The organism is Anoxybacillus sp. CHMUD, assembly GCF_013096965.1.
In the GTDB taxonomy this organism is placed as follows: domain Bacteria; phylum Bacillota; class Bacilli; order Bacillales; family Anoxybacillaceae; genus Anoxybacillus; species Anoxybacillus kestanbolensis_A.
The window spans coordinates 57820-84216 of record NZ_SDLG01000010.1 but is presented as its reverse complement, the minus strand read 5'-3'; the positions used below and the strand labels follow the sequence as shown (position 1 = coordinate 84216).

Sequence of the window (26397 nt, the reverse complement as noted above, 5' to 3'; positions counted from 1 at the left end):
TTACACCCGATTAAATTGTTGCAAGAAACGAAGATCGTTTTGGTAAAAATGGCGAATATCATCAATGCCATATTTGAGCATTGCGATACGCTCTGGACCCATACCAAACGCAAAACCTGTATATTTTTTCGAGTCAAATCCCGCCATCTCGAGCACGTTCGGATGGACCATCCCTGCCCCTAAAATTTCAATCCAACCTGTTCCTTTACATACGTTACAGCCGTGCCCGCCGCAATTAAAACATGATACGTCGACTTCAACAGACGGTTCGGTAAATGGGAAAAAGCTTGGACGGAAGCGAATGTCGCGATCTTCACCAAACATTTTGCGGGCAAATTCACGTAACGTTCCTTTTAGGTCGCTCATGCGAATGTTTTCGTCCACCACGAGCCCTTCAATTTGCGTAAATTGATGGGAATGCGTTGCATCGTCGTTGTCGCGGCGGTACACTTTTCCCGGGCAAATGATTTTTACAGGGCCTCGCCCTTGATGTTTTTCCATCGTTCTTGCTTGCACTGGTGACGTATGCGTGCGCAACAAAATCTCCTCGGTGATGTAGAACGAATCTTGCATATCGCGCGCCGGATGACCTTTTGGCAAATTGAGCGCTTCAAAGTTGTAATAATCTTGCTCTACTTCTGGACCTTCAGCAATCGTATATCCCATGCCGATAAATAAATCTTCAATTTCTTCAATAACGCGCGTGAGTGGATGATGATTGCCACGTCTAATCGGACGCCCTGGAAGTGTCACATCAATCGCTTCCGCCGCTAGTTTTTTCTCGACTTCTGCTTGTTCAAGCGTTGCTTGTTTTGCCTCTAACGCTTGTTGAATCGCTTCGCGTACGTCGTTGACAAGCGCTCCCATGATCGGACGCTCTTCAGGCGACAGCGCCCCCATGCCGCGCAACACTTCTGTAATTGGGCCTTTTTTTCCGAGATACGCCACACGCACTTCATTGAGCGTTTTTAAATCGTTTGCTTGTTCAATTTTTTCAAGCGCTTCTTGTTGAAGCTGTTGTAACCGCTCCTTCATATGGAAATCCCTCCTTGTTATGTATAAAAAATAAAAAACTCGCCCCTCACATAAGGGACGAGTGCACTCGCGGTACCACCCTTGTTAGCTATGCGATCAACATAGCTCACTTCATTGTGATAACGGTCTACACCGGAACGCCTTTACATTTTGCACGCGCAAAATGGTCCAAGCGCCAACTCCCGAGGTGAATTCACTTGCTTGAGCCATAAAAACGCTCGCAGTCTATGGCGTTTTCTCCCTGAATGGCGATCGGCAAGCTACTCTTCTCGATCATCGTTTTTTATATGATGAAATTCTTCATTTATTATAAGCAAATGTACAATGCGGTGCAAGGTGATGATGCAAACATGTGTTTATTTTTTCTGCAAATGGTAAAGTAAAATCCCTGTTGCAACGGCTACATTGAGCGATTCTGCTTTCCCGTAAATCGGCACATATAAGTTGGCAGTTGTTTGCTGTAGCCACTTATCGTTCACACCGCTTCCTTCGTTTCCAACGATTAATGCAAACGATGACGAAGGGGATACAGATCGATAGTCTACTCCGTTTTGAAGCGATGTTCCATAAATCGGAATATGCCTGTTTTGAAAATAGGCGATCCATTGTCCAATATCTCCTTTTATCACAGGGAAATGAAACAACGAACCTTGTGTTGCACGAATCACTTTTGCGTTATATATATCGACGCTTCCTTCTCCGACGACAACGGCGTCTATTCCAGCAGCATCTGCGGTACGAATAATCGTTCCTAAGTTCCCTGGATCTTGAACCGCGTCGATGAACAGCGCCGTTTGCACACTATCGACGTTCCAATGCAAATGCTTGCACACTGCAACAATTCCTTGCGGTGTTTCCGTATCGCTTAATTCGCCGATCACCGCTTCCGTGACAATCACCATCGGAATATGATCTACCTTCCAGCTTGTCGGAATCGTTTTCGTTTCTGATAAAATAAGAAGTTCAACGATGTTGCTTTTTAAAGCTTCTTCAACTAAATGAAATCCTTCTACTAAAAATAGCCCCGTTTTCTCGCGTTCTTTTTTAGTGAGCAGTTTTTTCCATTGCTTCACTCGTTCATTTTTTGGCGATTCAATTCGCTTCACTCGTTTTTCCCCCAATGTTTCGCAATAAATTCATCACGTCCAGATGCCGCTCGGTCTTCCTTATAATGTTTTGGATTTTTCTTATGGTAGTTTTGATGATAGTCTTCTGCTGGATAAAACGTTGTCGCCGGTAAAATTTCTGTCACGATCGGCTTGGAAAAACGACCGCTTTCTTCTAGTTGTTTTTTCGATTGCTCCGCTAATGTTTTTTGTCTTTCGTTATGATAAAAAATCGCTGTTCGATATTGTGGACCACGGTCGTGAAATTGCCCCCCGTCATCCGTTGGATCAATTTGACACCAATACAACTCCAACAATTTTTCGTACGGAAATACATCGGGATCAAACGTAATTTGTACCGCTTCATAATGTCCTGTCGTTCCTGTTTTCACTTGTTCATACGTCGGATGTTCCACATGACCGCCTGTGTATCCGGAAACAATGCCATAAATGCCGTCAAGTTCTTCAAACGGAGTGACCATGCACCAAAAACATCCGCCCGCAAATGTTGCTTTTTCCATTTCCCTCTCTCCTCTTTTATGAATAGTAATTATCATTATAGCAAAAACTACTTACGCAATACATAAAGAATGGAGTGAAAACAATGGACTTTAATTTACGCGGTGCCGTCATGGCAAACGTCGCAAACAGCTCAAAAGACCAGCTTGAACATACGATCGTTGATGCGATTCAACAAGGTGAAGAAAAATATTTACCTGGTCTTGGCGTTTTATTTGAAGCGTTATGGAATCATGCAACAGATGAACAAAAACAATCAATGCTTGAAACATTAGAAGAAGCCGTAAAAAAATAGCCTTCGCGTTGAAGGCTATTTTCACATTGTCGCCCCTATTCACATGACACACGAAATGCATATTTTGTCGTCGATGAATACACTTCTCCTGCTCGCAAAATGCAAGACGGAAAATTTGAATGATGTACCGCATCTGGTAACGCTTGTGTTTCTAAACAAATGCCTAAATACTTTCGAGATTGTAGACCATTCATTTTTTCACCATGAGGGATTTGGTTCCCAGTATATACGACGACACCAACTTCATCCGTTTCAACAACTAATGTTCGCCCACTTTCACGGTCAAATAAGACAATTTCTTCATCATGATGAGTATTTAAAATAAATGGATGGTCATATCCTTGTCCGACTAAACGAATTTGCGGATCAGTTGACTCAATGACTTCTCTCAACTTTTTCCCTTGACGTAAATCAAAAGGTGTACCTGTCACATCTTTTATTTCCCCAGTCGGGATAAATTCATGATCTAACGGTAAAAAACGGTCACTTTTCATTTTTAGTTCGTGTTGCAAAATATCTCTCTGTGCGTTACCGCTTAAATTAAAGTACGTATGATTTGTTAATGTAAGCGGAGTGTCTTGATCTGAAACGGCATAGTAAGAAATGATGAGCTCATTTTGATTATTTAACGTATATGTGACTTGTACATCAACATTTCCCGGATATCCTTCTTCTCCATCAACACTTCGATGTAAAAAACGTACACCGACTTCTTCTTTTTTTGAGAATCCTGCTGCTTGCCAAATAACATGATGAAAGCCTTTCTCTCCACCGTGCAGATGGTTTCTATTTTCATTTGCATATAACTTGTATGTTTTCCCGTTTAACTCAAAACAACTATTTTTTATTCTTCCAGCTACTCTCCCAATGACAGCTCCCAAGTATGGACGGTTTGTCAAATAAGAAGAAAAGTCATCAAATGCTAAAACGACATTTTCATAGTTTCCATTTTTATCAGGAACAAGTATGCTTGTAATGATGCACCCGTAGTTTAAACAAGTGATTTCCATTCCATGATCATTTGCAAGCGTAAATGCGATGATCGGGTGACCGTTGATTTCCGTTCGTTGTTCTTGTACAAGCTTCATGTTTTTGTACTCCTTTTTGGATAGTGTCATAAAAGAAATAGCTTTCGCCAAAGCGGAAGCTATTTCTTTACTGTGTAGATACAACTACTTTCCCTCACAACAAGTTTTGTTGGAACAACAATTTTTTTCGGTATTTCTCTTTTCGTTTGAATTTGTTCAACAAGCAATTCAACGGCCGTCTCGCCCATAAATTCCGTATAAACTTGCACAGTCGATAACGGTGGTTGAACAAATTTCGATGTAGGAAGATCGTTAAAGCCTACGATGGCCACTTCATTTGGTACATCAATTCCAGCTTCATGTAGCGCCCGCAACGCTCCAATCGCCATCGAATCGCTTGCGATAAAAAACGCAGTTGGACGATTTGGTAGCTGAAGTGCTTGTTTCATTAACATATATCCATCTTCAGCAATAAAACGTCCGGTGAATACATACTCTGGAATGAACATGCCGCGCAAATATAAATATTCATAAAATGTACGTTCACGCTCATCTTGAACTAGTTGACCATCACCAACATATTCGCGCCCCCCAATATAACCGATATGCTTATGACCGAGATCCATCAAATATTGAAGAACACGAACAGTTGCTTTCCGAAAATCAACAACGACAGAATCAAAGCGATCTTCATCGGGAGAGTAGTCAACAAAAACAATATGTTTTGTGACTGACATGAATAAGTCAATATTTTGTTTCCCAAACTTCCCAACAGCAATAATTCCATCTAAACCTGTTAACCATTCTGATTCATACGAACCATCTTTCTTAAACAACTTGACGAGCTCAATTTGGCGATGAAAACATTCCTTTTCTACACCGAGACGGATTGCCATATAATATGGATCGTCAAGCTCTTGAGATTCCGAGTACCAGTTGACAACGCCAAAACGAAGCCGTTCTTTCGCGCTCATTTGATTGCGTTCCCGAGGCGTTTTGTAGTTCAGCTCTTGGGCAATTTCAAAAATGCGCTTTTTCGTTTCGTCCGATACAGATAACGTCATATCATAATTTAATACACGCGATACAGTGGCAACGGACACCCCTGCCTTCTCTGCGATTTCTTTCAATGTAGCCATTAATGCAACCCCTTTATTTATGCTAGATTTTAACGATTTGACTATCATACGGTTTGAGGGTCAAATTGTGAAACCGTTTTTCTTGATCTGTATGGTTTAAGATGAACATGTACTCACCATCATCACATACACGTCGATACACTTCAACACCTTCGTCGCTTTCTACATGCCATATGTGATGTTTTTGCACAATTTCCTTTGCAAGGTCATTCAGCACATCGTCATCTATGCCCCCACCAATATAATAAACGTTCCCATCACCATATTCATTTTCAGTTATCGCGGCGAGCGGATAAAATTTTTTTATGAAGTCGATCTGTTTCTCAAAATTCTTTTGTCGATCCGGATTGCCTTTTGCCAATGTGTAGGTCGGCCGTGTCCACGACAGCCCTTTGCGGTGCAGGAGTTTTCGCAACGCTTCGCGGGAAATGCAAACACCGAAGTGCTTTTCGACATAGGATTGCAGGAGTTTGGTGTTCCACGCCGAAGCGACGTCCCAGCCCAGTTCTACGGGAGTGGTGGTCAACACAAGCTGTTTGATCTCTTCCTGCTGTTCTTCGGTGGGAAACGGCTCCCGCCCGGGGGCGAAATCCCGATGAAGCAGGAGCTCCAGACCGCCTTCGTTGAACAGCGACACATAATGGGAAACGGTTTGTCGGCACACGTTGACCATGGAGGCCACCTCTTTGCCCAAATAGCCTTCCATGACCAGGCGAACCGCCATCACCCGTTGGCGAAGAAGGGTGTTTTTGATTTTCCGTTCCTGTTTGCGAAGTGTCCGAGGTGTCCATCCGTGATCGTTGGTGATGCACAAACGCTTCATGAATGATCCTGCTCCTTTTCCATTGGTTTCCTTAGGGCAACAGGATCATCGGAGTGTGCACGAGTAATTTAAGAAGATTAGTTTTTAATGAACACATATTGTTAGGGCAATTTTTATTTTTCAAGATAAATGAAAACGCTAAGATGAGAAGTTTACATCATGATGCTGTTGTCGCTAAACTTTATGAATCATAAACTCAAATTCCATGTCTTGATCTGCCTTTATGACGTATTCATCGTGAACTGGGGCGCCCCAGCTGTCGTCTCCGCCAACTCCCATTTGTCGACCTGCTACCGTGACAACCGTATAATGAATATTGGGCAGCTCGTAATGATGATTGGCATGTTCAAGTTCAAAAGCTGTGTATGGCGAAAAGTTGCACTCCAACGGTTCAGTTATAGAAGAAATTTTTATTCCCTGTCCATTGCTGTTCGTTAAGCTTACTTTACGAACACCTGTTCTGTTTCCTGATTCCTGCGGTTTGAGATAGCGCGATACATTGTCAGATACTTGATTTCTAAAAATTCCAAGTCTTGCCCCCTTTGAGCGGTCGACATAGTTTTCTTCGGGCCCCATTGCATACCACTCGAGTTGATTATAGTCGGCTGGAACCTTGAATGATACCGCAAAAATCGGCATTGACGGAAGATTCTCGACTCCATGATAGACCGCCTTCACGCGAATGCTGCCATCAGCATAAACGGTATAACCAATTTTCACTTCCAATTCAGGGTTAATGGAAAATTTGTAGGTAAAGGTGACATTTACTTGGGCTGCTTCCTCTTTCACATCGACTTTTACACATTTACGCGCCAAACTCGCCGCATACCAAAGCCCCGAATAGAAGTCTTGCAAAAAACCTCGGTCATTATCAGTCGTGGCCCTCCAAAACAATGGTGCAGGAGGGACCGCAATCATCTCCTTGCCTGCGTAATTCATTGAAACTAGGCTTCCTGCCTGTTTGGAAAACATGATCGTAAAATCTTTGCCGTGCACCCCAATGTTGACATCACCATGGACAACTTTTAACTTTCCGCTAGGAACAACGAATTCCTTGGAACCAATCTGGAATACAAATTGGCCGAATGCCACCTCATAACCAACATCAGCCCAAAGTGTTTTTTCTTTCAATTTAAATGATGCATGAATGCAATATTCACCTGCATCTGCCATCATCCCAAGGGGCCAGTCGAACTCGACTCTTTTCTCTTCCTGCGGTGCTACCGATACATTCAGCTTGCTTCGATACAACTCTCTCCCTTCAAGGAATAGGACGTATTCTAAACCATATTCACTTGTGTCAGTGAAAAGACTTTCATTTCTAATATTGACACCGTATTGATCCGGTGAAAGCTTAAAGTTTTGATAAAGATATTTTACTTCCTGCATTTTCGGTGACAACTCCCGGTTGGCATAGACAATTCCGTTCGTGCAGAAACCGTAATCGGTTGGACGGTCGCCAAAGTCCCCTCCATATGCCAAAAATTCTTTTCCATAACGATCTTTTTTCACAAGGGCTTGATCAATGAAATCCCAAATAAAACCACCTTGATACATCGGATACTTTTGTTCCAAATCCGTATATTTGTACATCCCGCCGAGCGAGTTCCCCATTGCATGCATATATTCGCAGCTGATATACGGTTTATCCGGATTTTCTGTTAAATACTTTTCAATTTCATGAGGCTTTGCGTACATACGACTTTCTATGTCGCTTATATCATTGTACTCGCGGGCGTGGAATACTCCTTCATAATGGACAAGACGGCTCGGATCGACTGACCGAAAATAGTTGGCGACGTTTAACAGAACTTCCCCAGCATACGATTCATTTCCACATGACCAAATCAGGATGGAAGGATGGTTCTTATCCCTTTCAAACATTGAAATCGCCCGGTCCATAACAATGTCTTGCCATTCTCGATTGTTCCCCGGAACATTCCATGTGGGGTCGACACGGCCCATTTTTTGCCACGTTCCGTGCGTTTCCAAATTCATTTCATCAATGACATAGATGCCGTATTCATCGCATAGTTCATACCAATAGCTTTGATTCGGATAGTGTGACGTACGGACTGCGTTAATGTTATGACGCTTCAACGTTTTAATATCCCATAGCATATCTTCCTTTGTGATCGCCCGGCCTCTTCGGCAATGAAATTCATGTCGGTTAACGCCTTTAAATACAATCCGTTTTCCGTTAAGGTGCATAACTTTATTGATGATCTCGAATCTTCGAAAACCGACCTTCTGTGGAACAACCTCTACCAATTGGCCAAACTCGTTAAAAATCTGAATATATAGCTTATACAAATACGGTTTCTCCGCGCTCCATAATTCCGGTTCATCGACCGCAATGGAAAATGTCCCCTTTTCGCCATGAAGCTCTCCGTCTTTTTTGGCGACAAGGTCGCCTTTCGCATCATACAGTTCAGCGATAAACCTAGAGCCGGCAGGTACCGGAGACAAAAAGGTAAGGTCCGCCGTTAACATGCCTCTCGTATAGGACGAATCCAATTCGGCGCGAACATGTAAATCATAGACATGAATATCTGGCACTGTATAAAGGTATACATCGCGAAAGATTCCAGAAAAACGCCAGAAATCCTGATCCTCAAGCCAACTTCCGGTGCTGTACTGGTAAACCTCAACCGCGAGCTTATTCTCTCCATCCTTTATAAAAGGTGTAAGTTCAAATTCTGCCGGCGTGAAAGAGTCCTCACTATACCCAACAAACTGCCCGTTCAACCAAACATAAAACGCTGACTCTACTCCTTGAAAAGAAATATACACCGGTTTATCTTTCATGCTTTTAGGGAGATTAAAAATTTTTATATAGCTTCCTACTGGATTATAATCCATAGGAACTTCTGGAGGATGAACATCGCAATGACCATCCCACGGATACATTATATTTACATACTGGGGAGTTCCATAACCTTGCAACTGAATATGTCCTGGTACGGAAATATCACTCCAGTTTGAGCAGTCAAAATCGAGCTGATAAAATTCCGCCGGTCGGCTAGCTGGATTGACTGCATAGTGAAACTTCCAATTCCCATTCAACTCATAGCGCATCGACATGGAAACTCCACTTTTTGCTTCTTCCAACGTCTCATAATAAATATGGTCCGAATGGGCAGGCAGGCGATTAACACCGAACACACGAGGATCTGAAAGCCATTCTAATGTGGGGGTTGTTAATGTTTTTTTCATTATTTCCACACTCCTTACTCATCATTTTACTGAACCGAGCATCCCAGCAACGAAGTGCTTTTGCATGAAAAAGAAGATTAGCGCCGTCGGCAAGGTAGCGATCACAACAGCGGTCATGATCATTCCAAAATCCGGATAATGACTCGATCCGAGATTTGATATAAGCAATGGCACCGTCTGGTTCTCCGGGGACTGTAATATGACAAGTGGCCATAAATAGCCGTTCCAGCTCGACATAAATGTAATAATGGCCGCGGCTGCATAGGTTGTTTTCATGGTAGGGACATACAGCCTGAAGAAGATCCCCCATTCAGACAATCCATCAATTCGGCCCGCTTCAATAATTTCCTTCGGGAACATTTTCGTGTTTTGGCGGAAGAAAAAAATCAGAAATGCCGTTGTGACTGTCGGCAAAATAACGGCCGTCATTGTATCAATACCGATGCTTGGAAATATTTGTGATATTGTCCCAAACATTCTAAACAGCGGGACCATTAAAGCAGCAAAAGGTATCATCATTGAAAGCAACAAGAAATTAAATACAAAATCTTTTGTTTTGCTTTTAAAAATTTCAAATCCGTAACCAGCCAAAGAGGAGACCAACAATGCAAGTAAAGTTGTTACAATCGCGATTTTTGCCGAATTCATTAATGCATTGACCAGATTAGTGCTATCAAGCAGGTTGCGGAAGTTTTCCATAAAGTGACTACCTGGCAATAACCGCCCTTTCGTCACTTCTACTGATTTATTCGTTGCACTAACAACCATCCACAAAAATGGAAACACAGAAACAATAGATGCAATGGTTAAAACAGTATAGTTGAATACGTTTTTAAGATTACTCATTTTTATCACCTGCCACTTTAAACTGAATAATAGAAAAGAATACAATCATAATCACAATCGCATACGAAACTGTTGCCGCATAACCGAAATCAGGAGTATATTTAAATGAAAGATTGTAGATATATTGAGAAATCGTCATCGTTGCATTTCCCGGTCCCCCTTGCGTAATGTTCACTACTTCATCGAACAGCTGGAGCGTACCGATTGTTGAAGTGATTGACGTAAACAAAATCACAGGCTTTAACAATGGAATCGTAATTTTAAAAAACTGCTGAACTGGCGAAGCACCATCAATTTTAGCGGCTTCATAAATGGATTGATCAATATTTTGTAGAGCAGATAAGTAAAAAATCATATTATATCCTGCCCATCTCCACGTAAGAGCAATAATAATGGTCACTTTAGCCCAAAAAGGATCACCTAGCCAGTTGATTGGCTCAGATATAAGGGAAAATTTCGTCAACATAACGTTGATCAATCCATCTTCGCTAAACAAATATTTAAATATGACAGAATACGCAACTAGGGAAGTGACACATGGTAAAAAGATTGCTGTTCGGAACAATCCTCTCAGCTTTAATTTCGGATTATTCAATAGTACGGCTAAGAATAAAGCGACAATAATCATAATCGGAACTTGAATAATAAGGTATATCACTGTATTTTTTACAGTTGTTAAAAAGGTAGGATCGTTAAATAGACGAGCATAATTTTTCAGTCCAACAAAAGTTAGATTCGCACCCGAACCTGATTGTAACGAAAGAATCAATGCCTGAACCATTGGATAGAAATAAAATACGCAAATCATAATAGTAGCCAATATCACAAAAGACCATCCAACTATTGTGCTCTTAATACGGTGTTTCCGATTAATATTTGGACCTGTTTTAATCGTCAAATCTATATTCATCTTTGTTGACGGAATCACTCTATCTCAACTCCCTATCACTATTGATAACAAAAAATCCATGAACAAACTTTTACTCTCCTTCCGCGCATGAAAATAACAACTCAAGGCGCACCTCTTCACTGAAAAGCCCCGAACCACTCCGCCTCCTACGGAATGGTGCTAGTATAAAAACCAGACAGGACGGCGGAATCCCGGGGCTTAATTCATAAAACAATTGATAGATGTTCTGTATATTTATTTAACTTGTTGTTCTGCCTGTTTTTGTGCATCTTCCAACACTTTATCAAGATCTTTGCCTTTTAAGTAATCTTGCAACGCAACTGCTAAAATATCTTCGATCACATACGTATGTGCACCATAGTTTACTTGAGGAATTTCTGTCATCCATTTGGAGAAATCAGCTGTTACTTTTTGACCTCCAAAAAACTCATCTGCAGCCTTATAGGCCTCACTATTAGCAGCTGGTTTGTATGTGCCAATTGCACCAATTTCTTTGTTTAGCGCTTCATAAAACTCAACATTTGATCCAAACGTTTTAGCTAGAAATTCTGCCGCCTTTTCTTTTCCAGGAATGTTAAGTACATACCAAGAACTTCCACCTAGATTCGTAGCATTAACAGAGTTAGGAATGCCCGATTGTTTCGGAAAAGGCACAACAGCCCACTTACCAGCCTGAGAAGCTTCGGCTTTAACAGAAGCTGTAATCCAGTTTCCTGTCGGGATCGATGCAACTGCTCCACTATTAAAAGAGGAAATAAATTGACCCCAGTCAGAAACAGGTTTCGATATCCCTGCGTTTACAATTTCTTTGTAAGTTTTAAATGCTTCCTTCAGCGGCTCATTGTCTGCCAAATTCAGGGTTACTCCGTCTTCTTTCACATACCATGAACCACTACTTTGAATCATCTCACGAATAATCCCCAGATTTTTAGGATCGAGTGCAAGCATATATTTACCCGTTGCTTGTTTTACCTTTTTCCCAATTTCAATATATTTGTTCCAGTCCAATCCTTGTAAATCATCAACAGTATATCCCGCTTTTTGCAAATAATCTGTTCTCACATATAACCCAGCAACCCCTGTATCAAACGGAAGCCCATAATGTTTACCATTTAAGCTAGTAGAAGCAAGTTTATATTCAGCAAAATCTTCCGCTTTGAAATATTTTGATAGGTCATAGAATGCATCAGGATACGATTTAAGGAAGCTCTGTGCACTATAGTCTTCAATTAATACGATATTTGGCAAGCCTTTTGTTGTGCCAGAACTTAAACTTGTATTAAGCTTTTGAACGACATCCTTTTGAGCATTTTCAATAATTTTTAATTTAAAATTAGGATTCTCTTTCTTATAAAACTCTTCTGCAATTTTCATCGCTTTTACGTTAAAATTTGGATCCCACGTCCACACTGTTATTTCATTCGTACTTTTTGTACCATCTGTATCTCCCCCGGTTTTCGTTTCTGAAGAACAAGCAGTTAATAGAAGAATACTTACTAAAAATAGTGTCAAAATCTTTTTCAAAGAAAATCCCTCCTGTTTTTTTAATTCTTATGAACTTTTGGTGAAAAAGGAGTCTAATTAAGAATATACAGCCGAAAAACATACATTTTTCAGTTGTTGTCTTAATGAAATGAGCCTTTTCACTAAGTGCGTAAGATCCAATGTTTATAGACATTATCATCTTATGCATATTATGTTGCCAACTGTCGGAACGAGACTTCTCTAAACCTTCACGGCTTCATCATGCTCTCTTAACACTGCTACATCACCCCCCTGAATCCTCAATTCACCTCCTCGAAAACATTTTCCATCAATATCGCATATTGACGGTACAAACAGCTCCAATAGCCATTTGCCCCCATCTTCTGACCGTTTTCACACCCATTCTTCGAATATCTTCTTCAATCATTTCTTTTGGCCAGTATTCTGGATAATAGTCTACACCGATATACATCTTTTTTCCCCATCTTTATTCATTTCGTTCCTGAAGGTGTTGAATAAAGCGATGAAACGCTCGCTTTCCTTCTTCCGTCCGCTTAAACACTCCCGCATGTTCGAGTACTTGTTCAAATCGTTTTCCTACTTCTTCTTTTAATAATTCATGTACATCATCAAAAACATAGTGTCTTTCCATTATGTCTTGCACCCATTCCCAATGTTTCAATAACGACGGTTCCCATTGCTCTTTTGGCGTTTGATTTTTCATATATCGTGCGATATGGTCTAGCTCATCCGCCAATCGACTAGGCAATACCGCTAACCCCATGACTTCAATTAAACCGATATTTTCCTTTTTAATATGATGGAGCTCCTCATGTGGATGAAAAATACCGTATGGATGTTGCGCTGATGTGCGATTGTTTCTTAATACGATGTCCATCTCGTACAACTCCCCACGTCGACGAGCAATTGGCGTGACTGTATTGTGCGGCACATCGTTTGTTTGTGCATATATATCCACTTGAGGATCGCTATATTTTTTCCATTCTTTATAAATCAAATCACTCACTTGTAATACATCATTCTTTGCTCCACGTATACGTATAACTGACATCGGCCAACGAACAATGCTCATTTGTACGTGAGGATAAGCTGGCAATGTAAACGAAAAATCAGATGGAGCTTTTTCAATCGCAAACGTATATTTTCCACCTTGAAAATGATCGTGCGATAAAATAGATCCTCCTACAATTGGTAAATCAGCATTAGAGCCGATAAAATAATGTGGAAATTGATCGACAAAATCAAGCAACCGTTCAAACGTTTTTCTTTCCATTTTCATCGGCATATGTTTATCGCGTAATACGATGCAATGTTCATTGTAATAAACGTAAGGGGAATATTGGAAAAACCAACGTTCACTGCATAGTTCAATCGGAATGATACGATGGTTCGCTCGTGCAGGATGACGAATCGTTCCTGCATACCCTTCATTTTCAATACATAACAAGCAAGTAGGATAACGTTGTTCCTTTACGTCCTTCATGCGCGCAATATCTCGAGGATCTTTCTCGGGTTTGGATAAGTTAATCGTGATATCCATATCCCCATATTTCGTACGCGCTTTCCATCGTCTATTTTTCATCACTCGGTCTACGCGAATGTAATTGGATGCTTGACTAAGCTCATAAAACCAAGTTGTCGCCTCTTGTTTGTTTCGCTTATATTTCTCATAAAACGTTTGAATGATCGTTGACGGACGCGCTACAAAACAATTCATAATCTCTGTATCAAATAAATCGCGATCAGTAACTGTCTTTCCAACAAGCCGTCCATGTTCTTCAGCCCAATGGATCATCCGTTGTAAGATGGAAACAAGTGGGCGATCCGAGGAAGGCATCACGTCAACTTGTTGCCATTCGTCTAATTTCAACAACGCTAATATTCGATTGCGTGTATAAATGACATCTTCTCGTTCAATTAGGCGATGATGGAGCGCATATTGAATGAGTGTTTCAATTTCTTCGTAAATGTTCACCATGAGTTACACCTCTTCATATCCGTTCGGATTCGCCTCGTGCCACTCCCATGCTGAAGCAACAATTTCTTCAATCGTTGTGTATAACGGTTTCCAGCCAAGTTCACGTTTTGCTTTTTCCGATGAAGCAACTAAACGCGCAGGATCTCCAGGTCGTCTCGGCACAACTTTTTCAGGAATCGGATGTCCCGTCACGCGTCGTGCAGCCTCAATGACTTCTTTTACAGAAAAACCGTTGCCATTTCCTAAATTGTATATGTTGCTTTCCCCACCGTTTCTTAGTTTTTCTACCGCTAATAGATGAGCATCGACTAAATCTAGCACATGAATGTAGTCACGAATGCACGTGCCATCAGGCGTGTCGTAATCATCTCCAAAAATATGAATCTCTTCTCGTTTCCGTAACGGTACTTGCAAAATAAGCGGAATTAAATGGGTCTCCGGACGATGATCTTCACCAAGCATCGTTCCATACGCTCCAGCAACATTAAAATATCGTAAAGAAATGTAACGAATACCGTGTGCAACGTTCACCCATTTCATCATTTTTTCCATCGCTAGTTTTGTTTCTCCATACGGACTTTCAGGATTTGTTTCATCTGCCTCTTGAATCGGAATTTGTTTTGGTTCCCCATACACCGCAGCCGTTGAGGAGAAAACAATTTGTTTGACGCCATATTCATTCATCACATCAAGCAACACTTCTGTTCCATAAACGTTGTTGTTGTAATAAGCTAACGGCTGTTTCACACTTTCTCCAACAAGAGAATGTGCTGCAAAATGGATCACTGTATCGATTTCATGATTTTTAAATACGTTGCTTAAAAAGTGGCGATCACGAATATCACCTTCATAAAATATCGCCTCTGGATGAACAGCTTTTCGATGTCCTGTTTGTAAATTATCCACGACAGCAACTCTTTCTCCTTTTTCGATTAAACGATACACTGCATGACTTCCAATGTATCCAGCCCCACCGCAAACGAGAATCATCGTATGCTCTCTCCTTCTTTTGTAAGCTGTTTTGCCCCATCGCCAATTTTAGCTACATAAAAACTTGGGGCATAACCAATCTCCATTTCATACATTTGACCGACTTGCTCAATAAACGATGGAATATGATCGTCCTTTACAATATTTACAGTACAACCACCAAAGCCTGCCCCCGTCATACGTGCTCCTATTGTACCTTCATGTTTCCATGCCGCTTCAACAAGCGTATCTAACTCTTTTCCCGTCACTTCATAATCATCACGCAATGATTCATGTGATTGACGCATCAATTGTCCAAATGTATGCAAATCTCCTTGGCGTAAAACAAAAGCCGCTTGCTTTGTCCGCTCATTCTCTGAAACGACATGTCGCACCCTTTTTTGTTCGATCGGAGACAATACATGTGCATATTGATTAAACTGTTCCATCGTCATATCTCCAAGCGAGTTGATGCGTACATATTGTTGTAATTTCGTCAACGCCTGCTCGCATGTCGCACGGCGCTCGTTATATGCTGAATCAGCTAATCCCCTCTTTTTATTCGTATTTGCAATGACGATCGAGCAATCTTCCAAAGACAGGGGCAAATACTCGTATTGAAGCGTTTGGCAATCGAGCAGTAGCGCATGACCTGCTTTTCCCATTCCAACCGCAAATTGATCCATAATGCCACAATTGACACCGATATACTCGTTTTCTACTTGTTGGCTAATCTTCACTAATTCCAACATCTCGATATTTAATTCAAACAAATGGTTCAACATGACGGCCGTAACGAGCTCAATCGACGCAGACGAAGATAATCCAGCCCCATTCGGAATATTGCCATAGTATAAGACGTCAATCCCGCTTTGTACATCTTTTGGCATGAGCGCACGAATCATTCCTTTCGGATAATTCGCCCATCCATGACGTTCGTCATATGCAAGTTCGTCTTTTGTCACAGAGACAATTCCATCTTCATGAAAGTTTTTTGAATAGAGCCGAATCATCCCATCATCATTCAACCGAGCGACCGCATATGTTCCGATATGCAATGAGCAAGGTAACACATATCCGCCGTTATAATCTGTATGTTCTCCAATTAAATTAACACGGCCGGGGGCAAAGAAGACAGATGATCTTCCATATCCCCCCTGAAATACTTTTATATATTCATTTTTTAAATGTTCAATCATTCTAGAACACCACTTTTACTTAAATTTATTTTAATACTAGTTACCTAAATAATCAGAAATTAAATAACCTTTTCTTATTCATTGTTATCTCCCCCTAGAAATAAGTTTTATTTTAGTAAGCGCTTACTTCTGTTAGTAAAAATTTTAGTAAATTATTTAACTTAAGTCAATAAAAATTTTCTGAAAAAAGTAAAAAGTCGACCCTATTCGAGTCGACTTCTCTTCTCTTAATCAAACGTAATTTCTTTCACTTTTTCTTCATCGAGACGCTTAATGACTTCGACTAGTAGTTTTACTGTTTGTTCGTAGTCATCGCGATGAAGAAGGGCAGCGTGAGAGTGAATGTAGCGTGTTGGGATGGAAATGGTGAGCGCTGGAACGCCGCGCATCGTCATATGGATCGCACCAGCGTCCGTTCCACCACCTGGCATCGCGTCAAAGCGGTACTGGATGTTCATTTCCTCCGCAACGTTAACGACAAATTCTCGCAATCCTTTGTGAGAAACGAGCGTTGCATCGTATAAGACGATATGTGGGCCCCCGCCAAGTTTCCCCATAGCATCTTTTTCTGATACACCTGGTGTGTCGCCAGCGATGCCGACGTCTACCGCAAACGCAATATCTGGTTCAATCGCAAAAGCGGATGTTCGCGCCCCGCGCAAGCCTACTTCTTCTTGTACGGTTCCGACGCCGTATACGACGTTTGGATGCTCAACGTCTTTTAATTGTTTCAACACATCAATAGCAACTGCGCAACCGATGCGGTTATCCCATGCTTTCGCAAGCAACATTTTTTCATTGTTCATAACCGTAAATTCAAAATATGGTACAATCGCATCGCCAGGGCGCACCCCCCACTCGACTGCTTCGTCACGGCTCGAAGCTCCGATGTCAATAAACATATCTTTTATTTCAACAGCTTTTCTTCTCGCTTCAACTGGTAAAATGTGCGGCGGTTTCGATCCGATAACACCTGTAATGTCGCCTTTTTTCGTCACGATTGTCACGCGCTGAGCAAGCATGACTTGCCCCCACCAGCCACCGAGCGGTTGGAAGCGAATAAAACCTTTTTCATCAATTTGCGTCACCATAAAGCCTACTTCATCTAAATGACCGGCAATCATCACTTTTGGTCCATTTTCTTTTCCTACTTTTTTCGCAATGAGGCTCCCAAGACGATCAGTCGTCACTTCATCCGCATACGGAGCGATATACGATCTCATCACTTCGCGCACTTCTCGCTCATTCCCTGGAACACCTTTCGCATCCGTTAACGCTTTCAACATCGTTAACGTTTCATCTAATTTTTTCACGTATGTCACTCCTCTCTATGTACAACATTCATTATACTAAACATTTTGACAGTTGTTAATAATTGTGACTTTGCCGTTCATGATTCACTTCGTTTTTTGCGACATACGCTCGTTCGATTTGCTCAGCAGTGAATTGAAGCGCATGACCGAGCTTAGCGTACGCATATACTAATTGGTTATATGCCTCGATGTCTAACTTCATCCGAAACGCATGAACCGCCTCAAATACGCGTAAAAATTGATCAACAAGCGGTTCGCTTTCTTCAACGTTTGGCCATTGAACATGCTTATCAAGAGAAAGGTCTAGTCCGAGCGATAAAATAAAATGAAGACCGTCGACATATTCTTCTAAAATCGTTTCGACTGCTGCTGGTGGCTTTGAACTCCAAAACTTGAAGCAACGCGTTTCATTCGCAAGTTCCCCGATTTCAACAAGAAGAGCTAACAATTTCCGTTCAACTAAACGTTCACCGCGCAATCCGCGCTCCGTCTCAATTCGTTCGTCCAATTGCCGCTGCATAGCAAATAATTTTCTTATATCCATTTTTTCTCCCCCTCTTACAAAAAATGACCATCCCCTCAAGGGAGAATGGTCATTTCTTTTATTACTTGTTTAAGTTTTCTTTTGCGATGTTTGCAAGTTGTGTGAATGCTGCTGCATCGTTTACTGCTAAATCAGCAAGCATTTTGCGGTTTACTTCGATTCCTGCAAGCTTTAATCCGTGCATTAAACGGCTGTAAGAAAGACCGTTCATGCGCGCTGCAGCGTTAATGCGCGTAATCCAAAGTTTACGGAAATCGCGTTTGCGTTGGCGACGATCGCGATACGCGTACATTAACGATTTCATCACTTGTTGGTTTGCTACTTTATATAAACGATGTTTTGAACCGAAATATCCTTTTGCTAGTTTAAGAATTTTTTTACGACGTCTGCGTGTGACTGTACCGCCTTTTACACGTGGCATAACATTTCCCTCCTAAAATTATTTTACGTTATCTAACAATTGACGAATGCGTTTGAAATCGCCTTTTGATACAAGTGTTGCTTTGCGAAGTTTACGTTTTTGTTTTTGTGTTTTATTTGCGAATAAGTGGCTAGTGAATGCGTGTGAACGTTTTAATTGACCTGTTCCTGTCTTTTTGAAACGCTTCGCTGAGCCTTTGTGAGTTTTCATTTTTGGCATAAGGTGTTCCTCCCTTTTGTTATTTGTCGTTTTTCGGTGCTAGCACTAAAAACATGCTGCGGCCATCCATTTTTGGAGCCGTCTCAACCGTACCAATATCCGCGCACGCTTCAGCAAATCGATCAAGCACACGCTGACCAATTTCTTTATGCGTAATCGCACGTCCTTTAAAGCGAATTGTCGCTTTCACTTTATCTCCTTTTTCAAGGAACTTCCGCGCGTTGCGCAATTTTGTGTTGAAGTCATGTTCTTCGATCGTTGGGCTTAAACGAATTTCTTTCACGTTGATTACTTTTTGCTTTTTGCGCGCTTCTTTTTCTTTCTTCTGTTGCTCGAAACGGAATTTACCGTAATCCATAATGCGGCATACTGGCGGTTTCGCATTTGGTGCAACCATCACTAAGTCTAAGTTTAAACGCGCTGCAATTTCTAACGCTTCTTGTTTCGTCTTAATCCCAAGCTGCTCGCCGTTTGGATCGACTAAACGAACTTCACGTGCCCGAATGTTTTCATTAATAATAAAATCTTTGCTAATAACTAGCCACCTCCACGGTTTTTTCAAACTTGTTTGTTAAAGCAGAACGCACACAACAAAAAACGTGTGGGCACAATACACCCACACGTCTCACTCACAACATTTGTTTTGTCATGAACCTGTTAACAGCCTTACGGCGTCCATCAGGTGAGAAGCGGGTGCTTCTGCTTGTGTCAAACAAGTATTTATTTTTACTCTAACATATATACCATAAACGGGAATACATTGTCAACTAACGTTCGTTTCTCACAACAAGCAACACTATAACAAACATCGAAAAAAATTGCAACTATTTATTTACGCGTTTCTTTTGTGATGAAATCAACAAACGCATCAAGCGGCATCGTTTCGCTCTTTTGTTCCCCGTATTTTCGCACGTTTACCGCCTTCTCCTTTACTTCGTTATCGCCGACAACGAGCATGTACGGAATTTTTTGCATTTGCGCTTCACGAATTTTATAGCCGATTTTTTCTTCACGCTCATCGACTTCAACACGAATACCTGCAGCTTGTAGCGCATGCTTCACCTCATACGCATAGTCCATATGGATAGATGGAGCGACTGGAATCACTTGTACTTGTACAGGTGCTAGCCATGTTGGGAACGCTCCTTTGTACTCTTCAATTAAAAAGGCAACGAAGCGTTCCATCGTCGATACGACACCGCGATGGATGACAACCGGACGATGCGGTTTTCCGTCTTCACCGATATATGTTAAATCAAAACGTTCCGGCAACAAGAAGTCAAGCTGAACAGTCGATAACGTCTCGTCTTTTCCTAGCGCCGTACGCACTTGAACATCTAACTTTGGACCGTAAAACGCCGCTTCACCTTCCGCTTCGTAATAGTCAAGCCCAAGCTCGTCCATTGCCTCTTTTAGCATGCTTTGTGCTTTTTCCCACATCGCATCGTCGTCATAATATTTTTCTTTATCTTGCGGATCGCGATACGATAGACGGAATGAATAGTCTGTTAAACCAAAGTCTTTATATACGTCTAAAATTAAATTCACGACGCGCTTAAACTCATCTTTAATTTGATCTGGGCGCACGAAAATATGTGCATCATTCAATGTCATGCCACGCACCCGTTGCAAGCCTGTAAGCGCTCCTGACATTTCGTAACGGTGCATCGTACCGAGCTCCGCGATACGAATTGGTAACTCGCGATAGCTATGAATTTTATGTTTATATACCATCATATGATGTGGACAGTTCATTGGGCGTAATACGAGCTGCTCATTATCCATCTCCATCGGTGGGAACATGCCATCCTTATAATGATCCCAATGGCCAGACGTTTTATATAATTCCACGCTACCAAGCACCGGTGTATATACGTGCTGATAACCGAGGGATAGCTCTTTATCGACGATGTAACGTTCAATTGTTCGGCGAATCGTCGCACCTTTTGGAAGCCAAAGTGGCAATCCTTGTCCAACTTTTTGTGATGTCATAAATAAATCAAGTTCTTTTCCTAGCTTGCGATGATCGCGCTCTTTTGCTTCTTGTAAAAGACGTAAATATTCGTCTAAGTCTTCTTTTTTGAAAAAGGCTGTGCCGTAAATGCGTTGCAACATTTTGTTTTTACTGTCGCCACGCCAATACGCACCTGCCACGCTTAACAGTTTAAACTCTTTAATTTTTCCTGTTGATGGCACATGCACGCCTCGACAAAGGTCGAAAAACTCTCCTTGTTCGTAAATAGAGACAACTTCTCCTTCTGGAATATCGTGAATGAGTTCAATTTTCAACGGATCGCCAATTTCTTCATAGCGACGAATTGCTTCTTCACGGCTCACTTCTTTTCGAACGATGTCTAAGTTTTCTTTTACGATTTTTTTCATTTCTTGTTCGATTTTTGGTAAGTCTTCTGCTGTAATTGGTACATCGACATCAATATCATAGTAAAAACCATTTTCAATAACAGGTCCAACGCCAAGTTTTACATTTTTATATAGTCGTTTCACCGCTTGCGCCATTAAGTGCGCTGTGCTATGACGCAAAATATCAAGCGCCTCTGGCATATCTTGTGTAATAATTGAAATGGCGCCATCTTCTTCAATCGGTGTGCGTAAATCGATCATGCGCTCATTTAGCTTTCCTGCAATCGCTTTTTTCTTCAGTCCTGGGCTAATGGAAGCCGCAATGTCTTCCGTTGTCACTCCTTTCGGAAACTCCTTTACTGCTCCATCTGGAAATGTAATTTTTACTACATCCGCCAAAGCTATTCACTCCTTTTTTAAAAATAAAAAAACCCGTCCCAAAAACGAGGGACGAGTTGGTTTCGTGGTTCCACCCTTCTTCCCGCTTATACGAATAACAGCGAGCGTATAAACGGCTTCATTTCGATAACGGCGCAAACCGTCAGCAATTACTAAACGGGTAATCGTCCCATTGTTCACTGCTGAAGTTTAGAGGTGGTAAGTGCATTCTTCGTGTTAGGAAGGTTTCAGCCTATGCCTTCCCTCTCTGTGAACCGTAAAAATACACCCATGTCCTCATCATCACTTTTGACCTTATTCATTATGTATGTCATTATAAGCATATTTTTTTGGAAAATCAAGAGGTGTTCGTAGCTCAATTCGCTCTTGAAATACGTTTTGAATCGTTTGAATCATCCCAACATCTGTCACATCGGTATATATCCATATTTTTTCTGGCGCAATAGAGACGAGCGGTGCTAATACAGATGTATCAATATACATCGGCTGACTCACCATCAATCTACGGTCAATCCACTGCTTCAGCTGCTGAGGTGACAAGTAGACGAATCGCTCATCGAAAAATTGAAACGATCCGTGCTCATATAATACGTGAAGAGCGTTCATTTGCGGTTGACGTAATGCAACAATTTCACGCAACATATGAACAAACGCCTGGTATTCTTGCTCTAGTTTGTATTCATCGATCGCTAATTCAACATAATGCATCAGCCGATCGTAATACGGTTTTAAACGGAAAGTCATAAGCGACTCAAACGAAAACAATCCTTCATGCAAACATTCGTGCAACGATTGTGCAATTAATTGTTCACGCGATATATTCGCTTTTTTCCTAGGGCGATAATCGTACCTTTCCCCTTCAATAAACGAACAGGCGAGCTGTAAAATTTGTTGTTGTTCTTCTTCATTTTCGTAAAAAAATGTGCGTGAAATGATCGATAAAATCCAACGTGCTTCAAACGCTCGAATGATACATGAAGTAAAAATCGGAATAAACAATGCGCGCATGTGCGCAACATCTTGTTCATGAAAGAAAATAGTAATCGTCTTGTCATCGTAAAGCAATTTCCCATACGGTTGTGGTGCTTTACTTAATTCAGCAAATAGTCGTTGCGCATCTTGTCCATCTTGAAATACGATATAAATCAACGGTGCCCCCCCTTTTCCAAAAACATGCTTGTTTTATATATATGGGGAACACCGAACGTTTATCACATGTCGATTCGGCGATTTTTTCCTTTCATTTCGATCGGAGTAGCTAAATAGACAATTCGCTCAATCATTCGCGCCGCTTTCACTTGTTCTTCTTCACCGCGCTGCGAATGGGCGAGATGATGAGTAAGACGTTTTAAGTCAAAATTGGATGTAAAACATGTTGGTAAATACTCAAGCATGCGATATTGTAAAATCGGCCCGAGCACCTCATCGCGCCACCAGCTTGACATAAGTTCTGCCCCTAAATCGTCGAGCATAAGCACAGGGACTTGTTTTGCGTATTCAATCGTATCTTGAAACGCATCCGTTTGAAGCGACGATTTTAATGAACGAACAAATTCCGGCACGTACACAAGAAATGAAGCAATATGTCTTTGAGCTAATTCATTCGCCATCGCTGCTAACAAGTATGTTTTTCCTACTCCAAATGATCCATATAAATATAGCCCTTTTATTCGTTTACCTACTTCATACGTCGATGCAAATGTATTCGCAAGTTCGATCGCTTCAATACGCCCAAGATCGTCCGTTTCTAGCTTATCAAATGATGCTTGTAACATATCACGCGGGATAAACAAACTACGAATGAGCGATTGTTGTTTTTTTCGTTCATCTTCTTGCACTTTGCGAGCGCAGCGCTCGTATTGCACATCAATGTTTTTCCCTTGCCAAATTAAATGTGGTGTATAACCTTTCAGCAAATTAGGACACTGTTCTAAACTTGAACAACGCTCACAATGTTTACTTTGTTGTACAAACTCATACAATTTGCCAAGATGGCGATTTAACATCGCATCTGTCACATCATGACCACGTAAAAACGATTGAACGTGTGGATCGTTTAAAATATCGCGTTTCATCGCCTCATATCGTTCTTTAAAATCATGACGATTCATCAAATGGTGGATAGTTTCCCGAATTGGTTTCATCATTTATCCCCTAACTTTTCGGCTTTTTCAACCGTTCTTCCAACTCGCGCCGTTTTTGTTCTAGCTCTTCTTCCGATCTCATTTGTTTTCGTTCAAATTGTGAATAGTCTGTTTGTAACCAATCTGGCAACATCTCAGTACGAATCGGCTTTTTCGACCCTTTTTCCTCTTTTTCTTTCATAAATGTTTCGTATTCACGCGCTTCTTTTTTCGCCAATTCCATCGCTTGTTTGACCGTACGCACTTTTTTTCTCGCCCACGAACTAGCAATTTTTTCTACATATTTTTTCGGAAGCTTCATATCTGTACGTAACATGACGTAATAAATAAGCACATTCATGACGCCTGGTGGCAGTTTTTGCTTAAACATCATTTCTTCAATTAGCTGCAAATCCGCTAACGCCGGTTCAGCTCCACCAGAAAAGTCCATAAGCAACTGTCTCGGTGAAACGGTTTCGAGCTGTTTCATTAAATATTCTTCTTCGTTTTTTGGCTCGACATGCGCCATCGTCCGCTCCGCTAACGGTTGCACGCGATCATATAGCCGCGGAAGCGCCTCACCACGTTCAAATTGATACCATTCTTGCGCCGCTTTTCTTAATGATTCGATATCAATTTGTTCTGCGGGATCGATGACGCTCATCACAATTTTTTGCATGTCAAGCGGGCCAATGCCATATAAAAAAGCTAGCTTTTTGATCGCATCTTTCACTTTTGCAGTAATCGCACGACGTGGGACGAGATGATGAGACAGTCCTGCATAAAATGCGTCAAAATCAAATATATCATCTTGCATCGTATACATCGCTTGTTCTTTTCCTATATACTGATGCCCGTCTTGGAGCGTTACTTCTTGTTTCGCTTCGTCGCCTAACTTATGAATCATTTTTTCAGGCTGGATCGATGAAAATACATCGTGAAATGAGCGCGTCACAGGTACAAAAGAAGTGCGATCGATAGCACGATCAGAAAAAAACTTTTTCAACTTTTGAAATTTCGTTTTTCCTACACGATCATATAAAAATACATTTAACACACCATCAGTGAAAAATTGTTCTGGTGTAAGGGGAAGGCGAAGCTCGTAAATAAATACGCGTTCATCATCTGCATTCGTTCGCTTCATATACGTATTTAACAACCCGATTCCCTCAAGTTTTAAACGTTCAGCGTATATCGTTGGCAAACTGCATTGCATAATTGCCATTAAACTATGGTGTGTCGTCTCTTCACTCCATAAGCGTGTTTGCTCAAGTTCGCTCCATAACGTCATATATAAACTATACGCTTGCGCACCAATTAACGGTTGATATAAAAGTGTCAATACTTTCCGATCTAGTTCACTTAAAACACCATTGGCGTGGACAATATATCGGTCGACCGCAATTAATTCTTTCCAGCTATATTCCATATTATCGACCTTCTTCATATGAAAAAGAGCATATTATGCCCTTTCTCCTTGTTCTTTTTTTATTAGTTCTTTTAATTCCTCGATAAAGACGTTTAAATCTTTAAACTGGCGGTATACAGAAGCAAAACGAACATAAGCGACTTCGTCAATTTTGGACAAGCGTTCCATCACCATTTCACCGATCGTTTCGCTTTTCACTTCATTGATCCCGCTATTGCGCAACTCTCGTTCAATTTGTTGCGTGACTTCCTCTAGCTGTTCAAGCGCAACCGGTCGCTTTTCACACGCTTTAATAAGACCACGCAAAATTTTTTCACGGCTAAATTCCTCTCGCGTTCCTTCTTTTTTCACAACAATTAACGGTGTTTCTTCCACCCTTTCAAACGTTGTGAATCGAAAATGGCAACGTTCACATTCACGACGGCGACGAATAGAACGCCCTTCATCAACAGGACGCGAGTCGAGCACACGCGTTCCGTTGTGGTGACACGACGGGCATTTCATATGTATCAGCTCCCTAGCAGTAATTTTACTTTTATAGTAGACAAAACAAGGCGGATATACAACTACTTATCCCCATATATTCCCGATCCGATATATGGGAGTCTTTTCTCTAATTGATCATATAAACGAATAATGAGTTGGCGACTAAATCCGAAGTCAATTGGAAACCATTTTGTTTCTGTCGTAACTGAAAAATCAATAGCTGTTTCAAATGGACGAACAGAAACAATAGTTGCGACGATAAATACTTTTCTTCCTTTCGTGAGTGATACACTTATTTCTCCTCGTTCTGCTGAGACGGCAACAATGTGACACCCGTCCATCTGTTCAAACATTTCTTTCACTACTTGTAATGCAGTGGATTGTGTCGTTTTGTAATAACGGCTTTTTAGCTGCTCATCCGGATGACGTTCAGATGTTTCATTATGATTTGTTAATATATGCTTCCATTTCACTGTTCGTCTCCTCACTTTTCAATGAATGATAAAAAAGAGGTGCAGAATCTACACCTCTTT

At 41.2% G+C, this 26397-nt stretch carries 26 protein-coding genes and 2 other annotated features; of the genes, 1 reads left to right on the top strand and 25 read right to left on the bottom strand.

Annotation, left to right across the window (positions count from 1 at the left end; translation table 11 throughout):
* The 3 genes from pheS to msrA all read right to left on the bottom strand — a co-directional run bounded on the left by pheS (nucleotide 1) and on the right by msrA (nucleotide 2662).
* Nucleotides 1–1035 carry a phenylalanine--tRNA ligase subunit alpha gene (gene pheS / locus ETB99_RS08960; protein ID WP_077429332.1) on the bottom strand — a complete coding sequence of 345 codons (1035 nt, stop codon included), beginning with the start codon at nucleotides 1033–1035 and terminating at the stop codon, nucleotides 1–3.
* A 50-nt stretch (nucleotides 1036–1085) separates the two neighbouring features.
* Nucleotides 1086–1321, bottom strand: a binding site (T-box leader).
* A gap of 70 nt (nucleotides 1322–1391) precedes the next feature.
* A complete protein-coding gene (locus tag ETB99_RS08955; protein ID WP_021093805.1) occupies nucleotides 1392–2141 on the bottom strand; it encodes a TrmH family RNA methyltransferase in 750 nt (249 codons plus the stop codon).
* On the bottom strand, nucleotides 2138–2662 hold the full coding sequence (gene msrA / locus ETB99_RS08950; RefSeq protein WP_004889108.1) for a peptide-methionine (S)-S-oxide reductase MsrA: 525 nt from the start codon (nucleotides 2660–2662) through the stop codon (nucleotides 2138–2140). The genes ETB99_RS08955 and msrA overlap by 4 nt, the downstream gene beginning before the upstream one ends.
* Before the next feature lie 83 nt (nucleotides 2663–2745).
* Between msrA and sspI the strand changes: the two genes are divergently transcribed.
* A complete protein-coding gene (gene sspI, locus ETB99_RS08945; RefSeq protein ID WP_171700422.1) occupies nucleotides 2746–2955 on the top strand; it encodes a small acid-soluble spore protein SspI in 210 nt (69 codons plus the stop codon).
* 35 nt (nucleotides 2956–2990) lie between these two features.
* Here sspI and ETB99_RS08940 read toward each other — a convergent pair whose 3' ends face one another.
* From ETB99_RS08940 to ETB99_RS08830, 22 genes are all read right to left on the bottom strand, one after another.
* Entirely contained in the window at nucleotides 2991–4043 is a 1053-nt protein-coding gene (locus ETB99_RS08940; RefSeq protein ID WP_171700421.1) for an aldose epimerase family protein, read from the bottom strand.
* A gap of 59 nt (nucleotides 4044–4102) precedes the next feature.
* Complete coding sequence (locus ETB99_RS08935; protein ID WP_171700420.1) at nucleotides 4103–5122, bottom strand: LacI family DNA-binding transcriptional regulator; 1020 nt, start codon at nucleotides 5120–5122, stop codon at nucleotides 4103–4105.
* Between the two features lie 22 nt (nucleotides 5123–5144).
* Nucleotides 5145–5945 (bottom strand): winged helix-turn-helix domain-containing protein, encoded by an 801-nt coding sequence (locus tag ETB99_RS08925; protein WP_253263590.1) that lies wholly within the window; start codon nucleotides 5943–5945, stop codon nucleotides 5145–5147.
* Nucleotides 5946–6119: 174 nt separating this feature from the next.
* Nucleotides 6120–9161: a beta-galactosidase, LacZ type gene (lacZ, locus tag ETB99_RS08920; protein ID WP_171700419.1), complete on the bottom strand. Its 3042-nt coding sequence runs from the start codon at nucleotides 9159–9161 to the stop codon at nucleotides 6120–6122.
* Between the two features lie 21 nt (nucleotides 9162–9182).
* Nucleotides 9183–10007 carry a carbohydrate ABC transporter permease gene (locus ETB99_RS08915; protein WP_004889101.1) on the bottom strand — a complete coding sequence of 275 codons (825 nt, stop codon included), beginning with the start codon at nucleotides 10005–10007 and terminating at the stop codon, nucleotides 9183–9185.
* On the bottom strand, nucleotides 10000–10917 hold the full coding sequence (locus tag ETB99_RS08910; protein ID WP_171700426.1) for a carbohydrate ABC transporter permease: 918 nt from the start codon (nucleotides 10915–10917) through the stop codon (nucleotides 10000–10002). The genes ETB99_RS08915 and ETB99_RS08910 overlap by 8 nt, the downstream gene beginning before the upstream one ends.
* Before the next feature lie 234 nt (nucleotides 10918–11151).
* Complete coding sequence (locus ETB99_RS08905) at nucleotides 11152–12441, bottom strand: ABC transporter substrate-binding protein (RefSeq protein ID WP_171700418.1); 1290 nt, start codon at nucleotides 12439–12441, stop codon at nucleotides 11152–11154.
* Between the two features lie 289 nt (nucleotides 12442–12730).
* The gene (locus ETB99_RS08900) at nucleotides 12731–12874 is read right to left on the bottom strand and encodes a hypothetical protein (RefSeq protein WP_171700389.1); all 144 of its coding nucleotides are present in this window, start codon (nucleotides 12872–12874) and stop codon (nucleotides 12731–12733) included.
* A 15-nt stretch (nucleotides 12875–12889) separates the two neighbouring features.
* Complete coding sequence (gene galT / locus ETB99_RS08895; protein ID WP_171700417.1) at nucleotides 12890–14401, bottom strand: UDP-glucose--hexose-1-phosphate uridylyltransferase; 1512 nt, start codon at nucleotides 14399–14401, stop codon at nucleotides 12890–12892.
* 3 nt (nucleotides 14402–14404) lie between these two features.
* The gene (gene galE, locus ETB99_RS08890; RefSeq protein WP_171700416.1) at nucleotides 14405–15391 is read right to left on the bottom strand and encodes a UDP-glucose 4-epimerase GalE; all 987 of its coding nucleotides are present in this window, start codon (nucleotides 15389–15391) and stop codon (nucleotides 14405–14407) included.
* A complete protein-coding gene (locus ETB99_RS08885; RefSeq protein ID WP_171700415.1) occupies nucleotides 15388–16569 on the bottom strand; it encodes a galactokinase in 1182 nt (393 codons plus the stop codon). The genes galE and ETB99_RS08885 overlap by 4 nt, the downstream gene beginning before the upstream one ends.
* 227 nt (nucleotides 16570–16796) lie before the next feature.
* Nucleotides 16797–17882 (bottom strand): M42 family metallopeptidase, encoded by a 1086-nt coding sequence (locus tag ETB99_RS08880; protein WP_171700414.1) that lies wholly within the window; start codon nucleotides 17880–17882, stop codon nucleotides 16797–16799.
* A gap of 55 nt (nucleotides 17883–17937) precedes the next feature.
* Nucleotides 17938–18426 carry a dUTP diphosphatase gene (locus ETB99_RS08875; protein WP_171700413.1) on the bottom strand — a complete coding sequence of 163 codons (489 nt, stop codon included), beginning with the start codon at nucleotides 18424–18426 and terminating at the stop codon, nucleotides 17938–17940.
* A gap of 61 nt (nucleotides 18427–18487) precedes the next feature.
* Nucleotides 18488–18847, bottom strand: coding sequence for a 50S ribosomal protein L20 (rplT, locus tag ETB99_RS08870; protein WP_003397837.1), 360 nt, complete (start codon nucleotides 18845–18847; stop codon nucleotides 18488–18490).
* 18 nt (nucleotides 18848–18865) lie between these two features.
* On the bottom strand, nucleotides 18866–19066 hold the full coding sequence (gene rpmI, locus ETB99_RS08865) for a 50S ribosomal protein L35 (protein ID WP_003397838.1): 201 nt from the start codon (nucleotides 19064–19066) through the stop codon (nucleotides 18866–18868).
* Between the two features lie 19 nt (nucleotides 19067–19085).
* Complete coding sequence (gene infC / locus ETB99_RS08860; protein WP_006323512.1) at nucleotides 19086–19628, bottom strand: translation initiation factor IF-3; 543 nt, start codon at nucleotides 19626–19628, stop codon at nucleotides 19086–19088.
* 25 nt (nucleotides 19629–19653) lie between these two features.
* Nucleotides 19654–19777: a sequence feature (ribosomal protein L20 leader region), on the bottom strand.
* Between the two features lie 117 nt (nucleotides 19778–19894).
* On the bottom strand, nucleotides 19895–21826 hold the full coding sequence (gene thrS, locus ETB99_RS08855; RefSeq protein ID WP_129000699.1) for a threonine--tRNA ligase: 1932 nt from the start codon (nucleotides 21824–21826) through the stop codon (nucleotides 19895–19897).
* A gap of 294 nt (nucleotides 21827–22120) precedes the next feature.
* The gene (gene ytxC / locus ETB99_RS08850) at nucleotides 22121–22975 is read right to left on the bottom strand and encodes a putative sporulation protein YtxC (protein WP_171700412.1); all 855 of its coding nucleotides are present in this window, start codon (nucleotides 22973–22975) and stop codon (nucleotides 22121–22123) included.
* A 62-nt stretch (nucleotides 22976–23037) separates the two neighbouring features.
* A complete protein-coding gene (dnaI, locus tag ETB99_RS08845) occupies nucleotides 23038–23970 on the bottom strand; it encodes a primosomal protein DnaI (RefSeq protein ID WP_171700411.1) in 933 nt (310 codons plus the stop codon).
* 10 nt (nucleotides 23971–23980) lie between these two features.
* Nucleotides 23981–25378 (bottom strand): replication initiation and membrane attachment family protein, encoded by a 1398-nt coding sequence (locus ETB99_RS08840; RefSeq protein WP_171700410.1) that lies wholly within the window; start codon nucleotides 25376–25378, stop codon nucleotides 23981–23983.
* 33 nt (nucleotides 25379–25411) lie between these two features.
* Nucleotides 25412–25882, bottom strand: coding sequence for a transcriptional regulator NrdR (gene nrdR, locus ETB99_RS08835; protein WP_077429315.1), 471 nt, complete (start codon nucleotides 25880–25882; stop codon nucleotides 25412–25414).
* A gap of 62 nt (nucleotides 25883–25944) precedes the next feature.
* Nucleotides 25945–26337: a cytosolic protein gene (locus tag ETB99_RS08830; protein WP_077429314.1), complete on the bottom strand. Its 393-nt coding sequence runs from the start codon at nucleotides 26335–26337 to the stop codon at nucleotides 25945–25947.
* Between the last annotated feature and the right edge of the window lie 60 nt (nucleotides 26338–26397).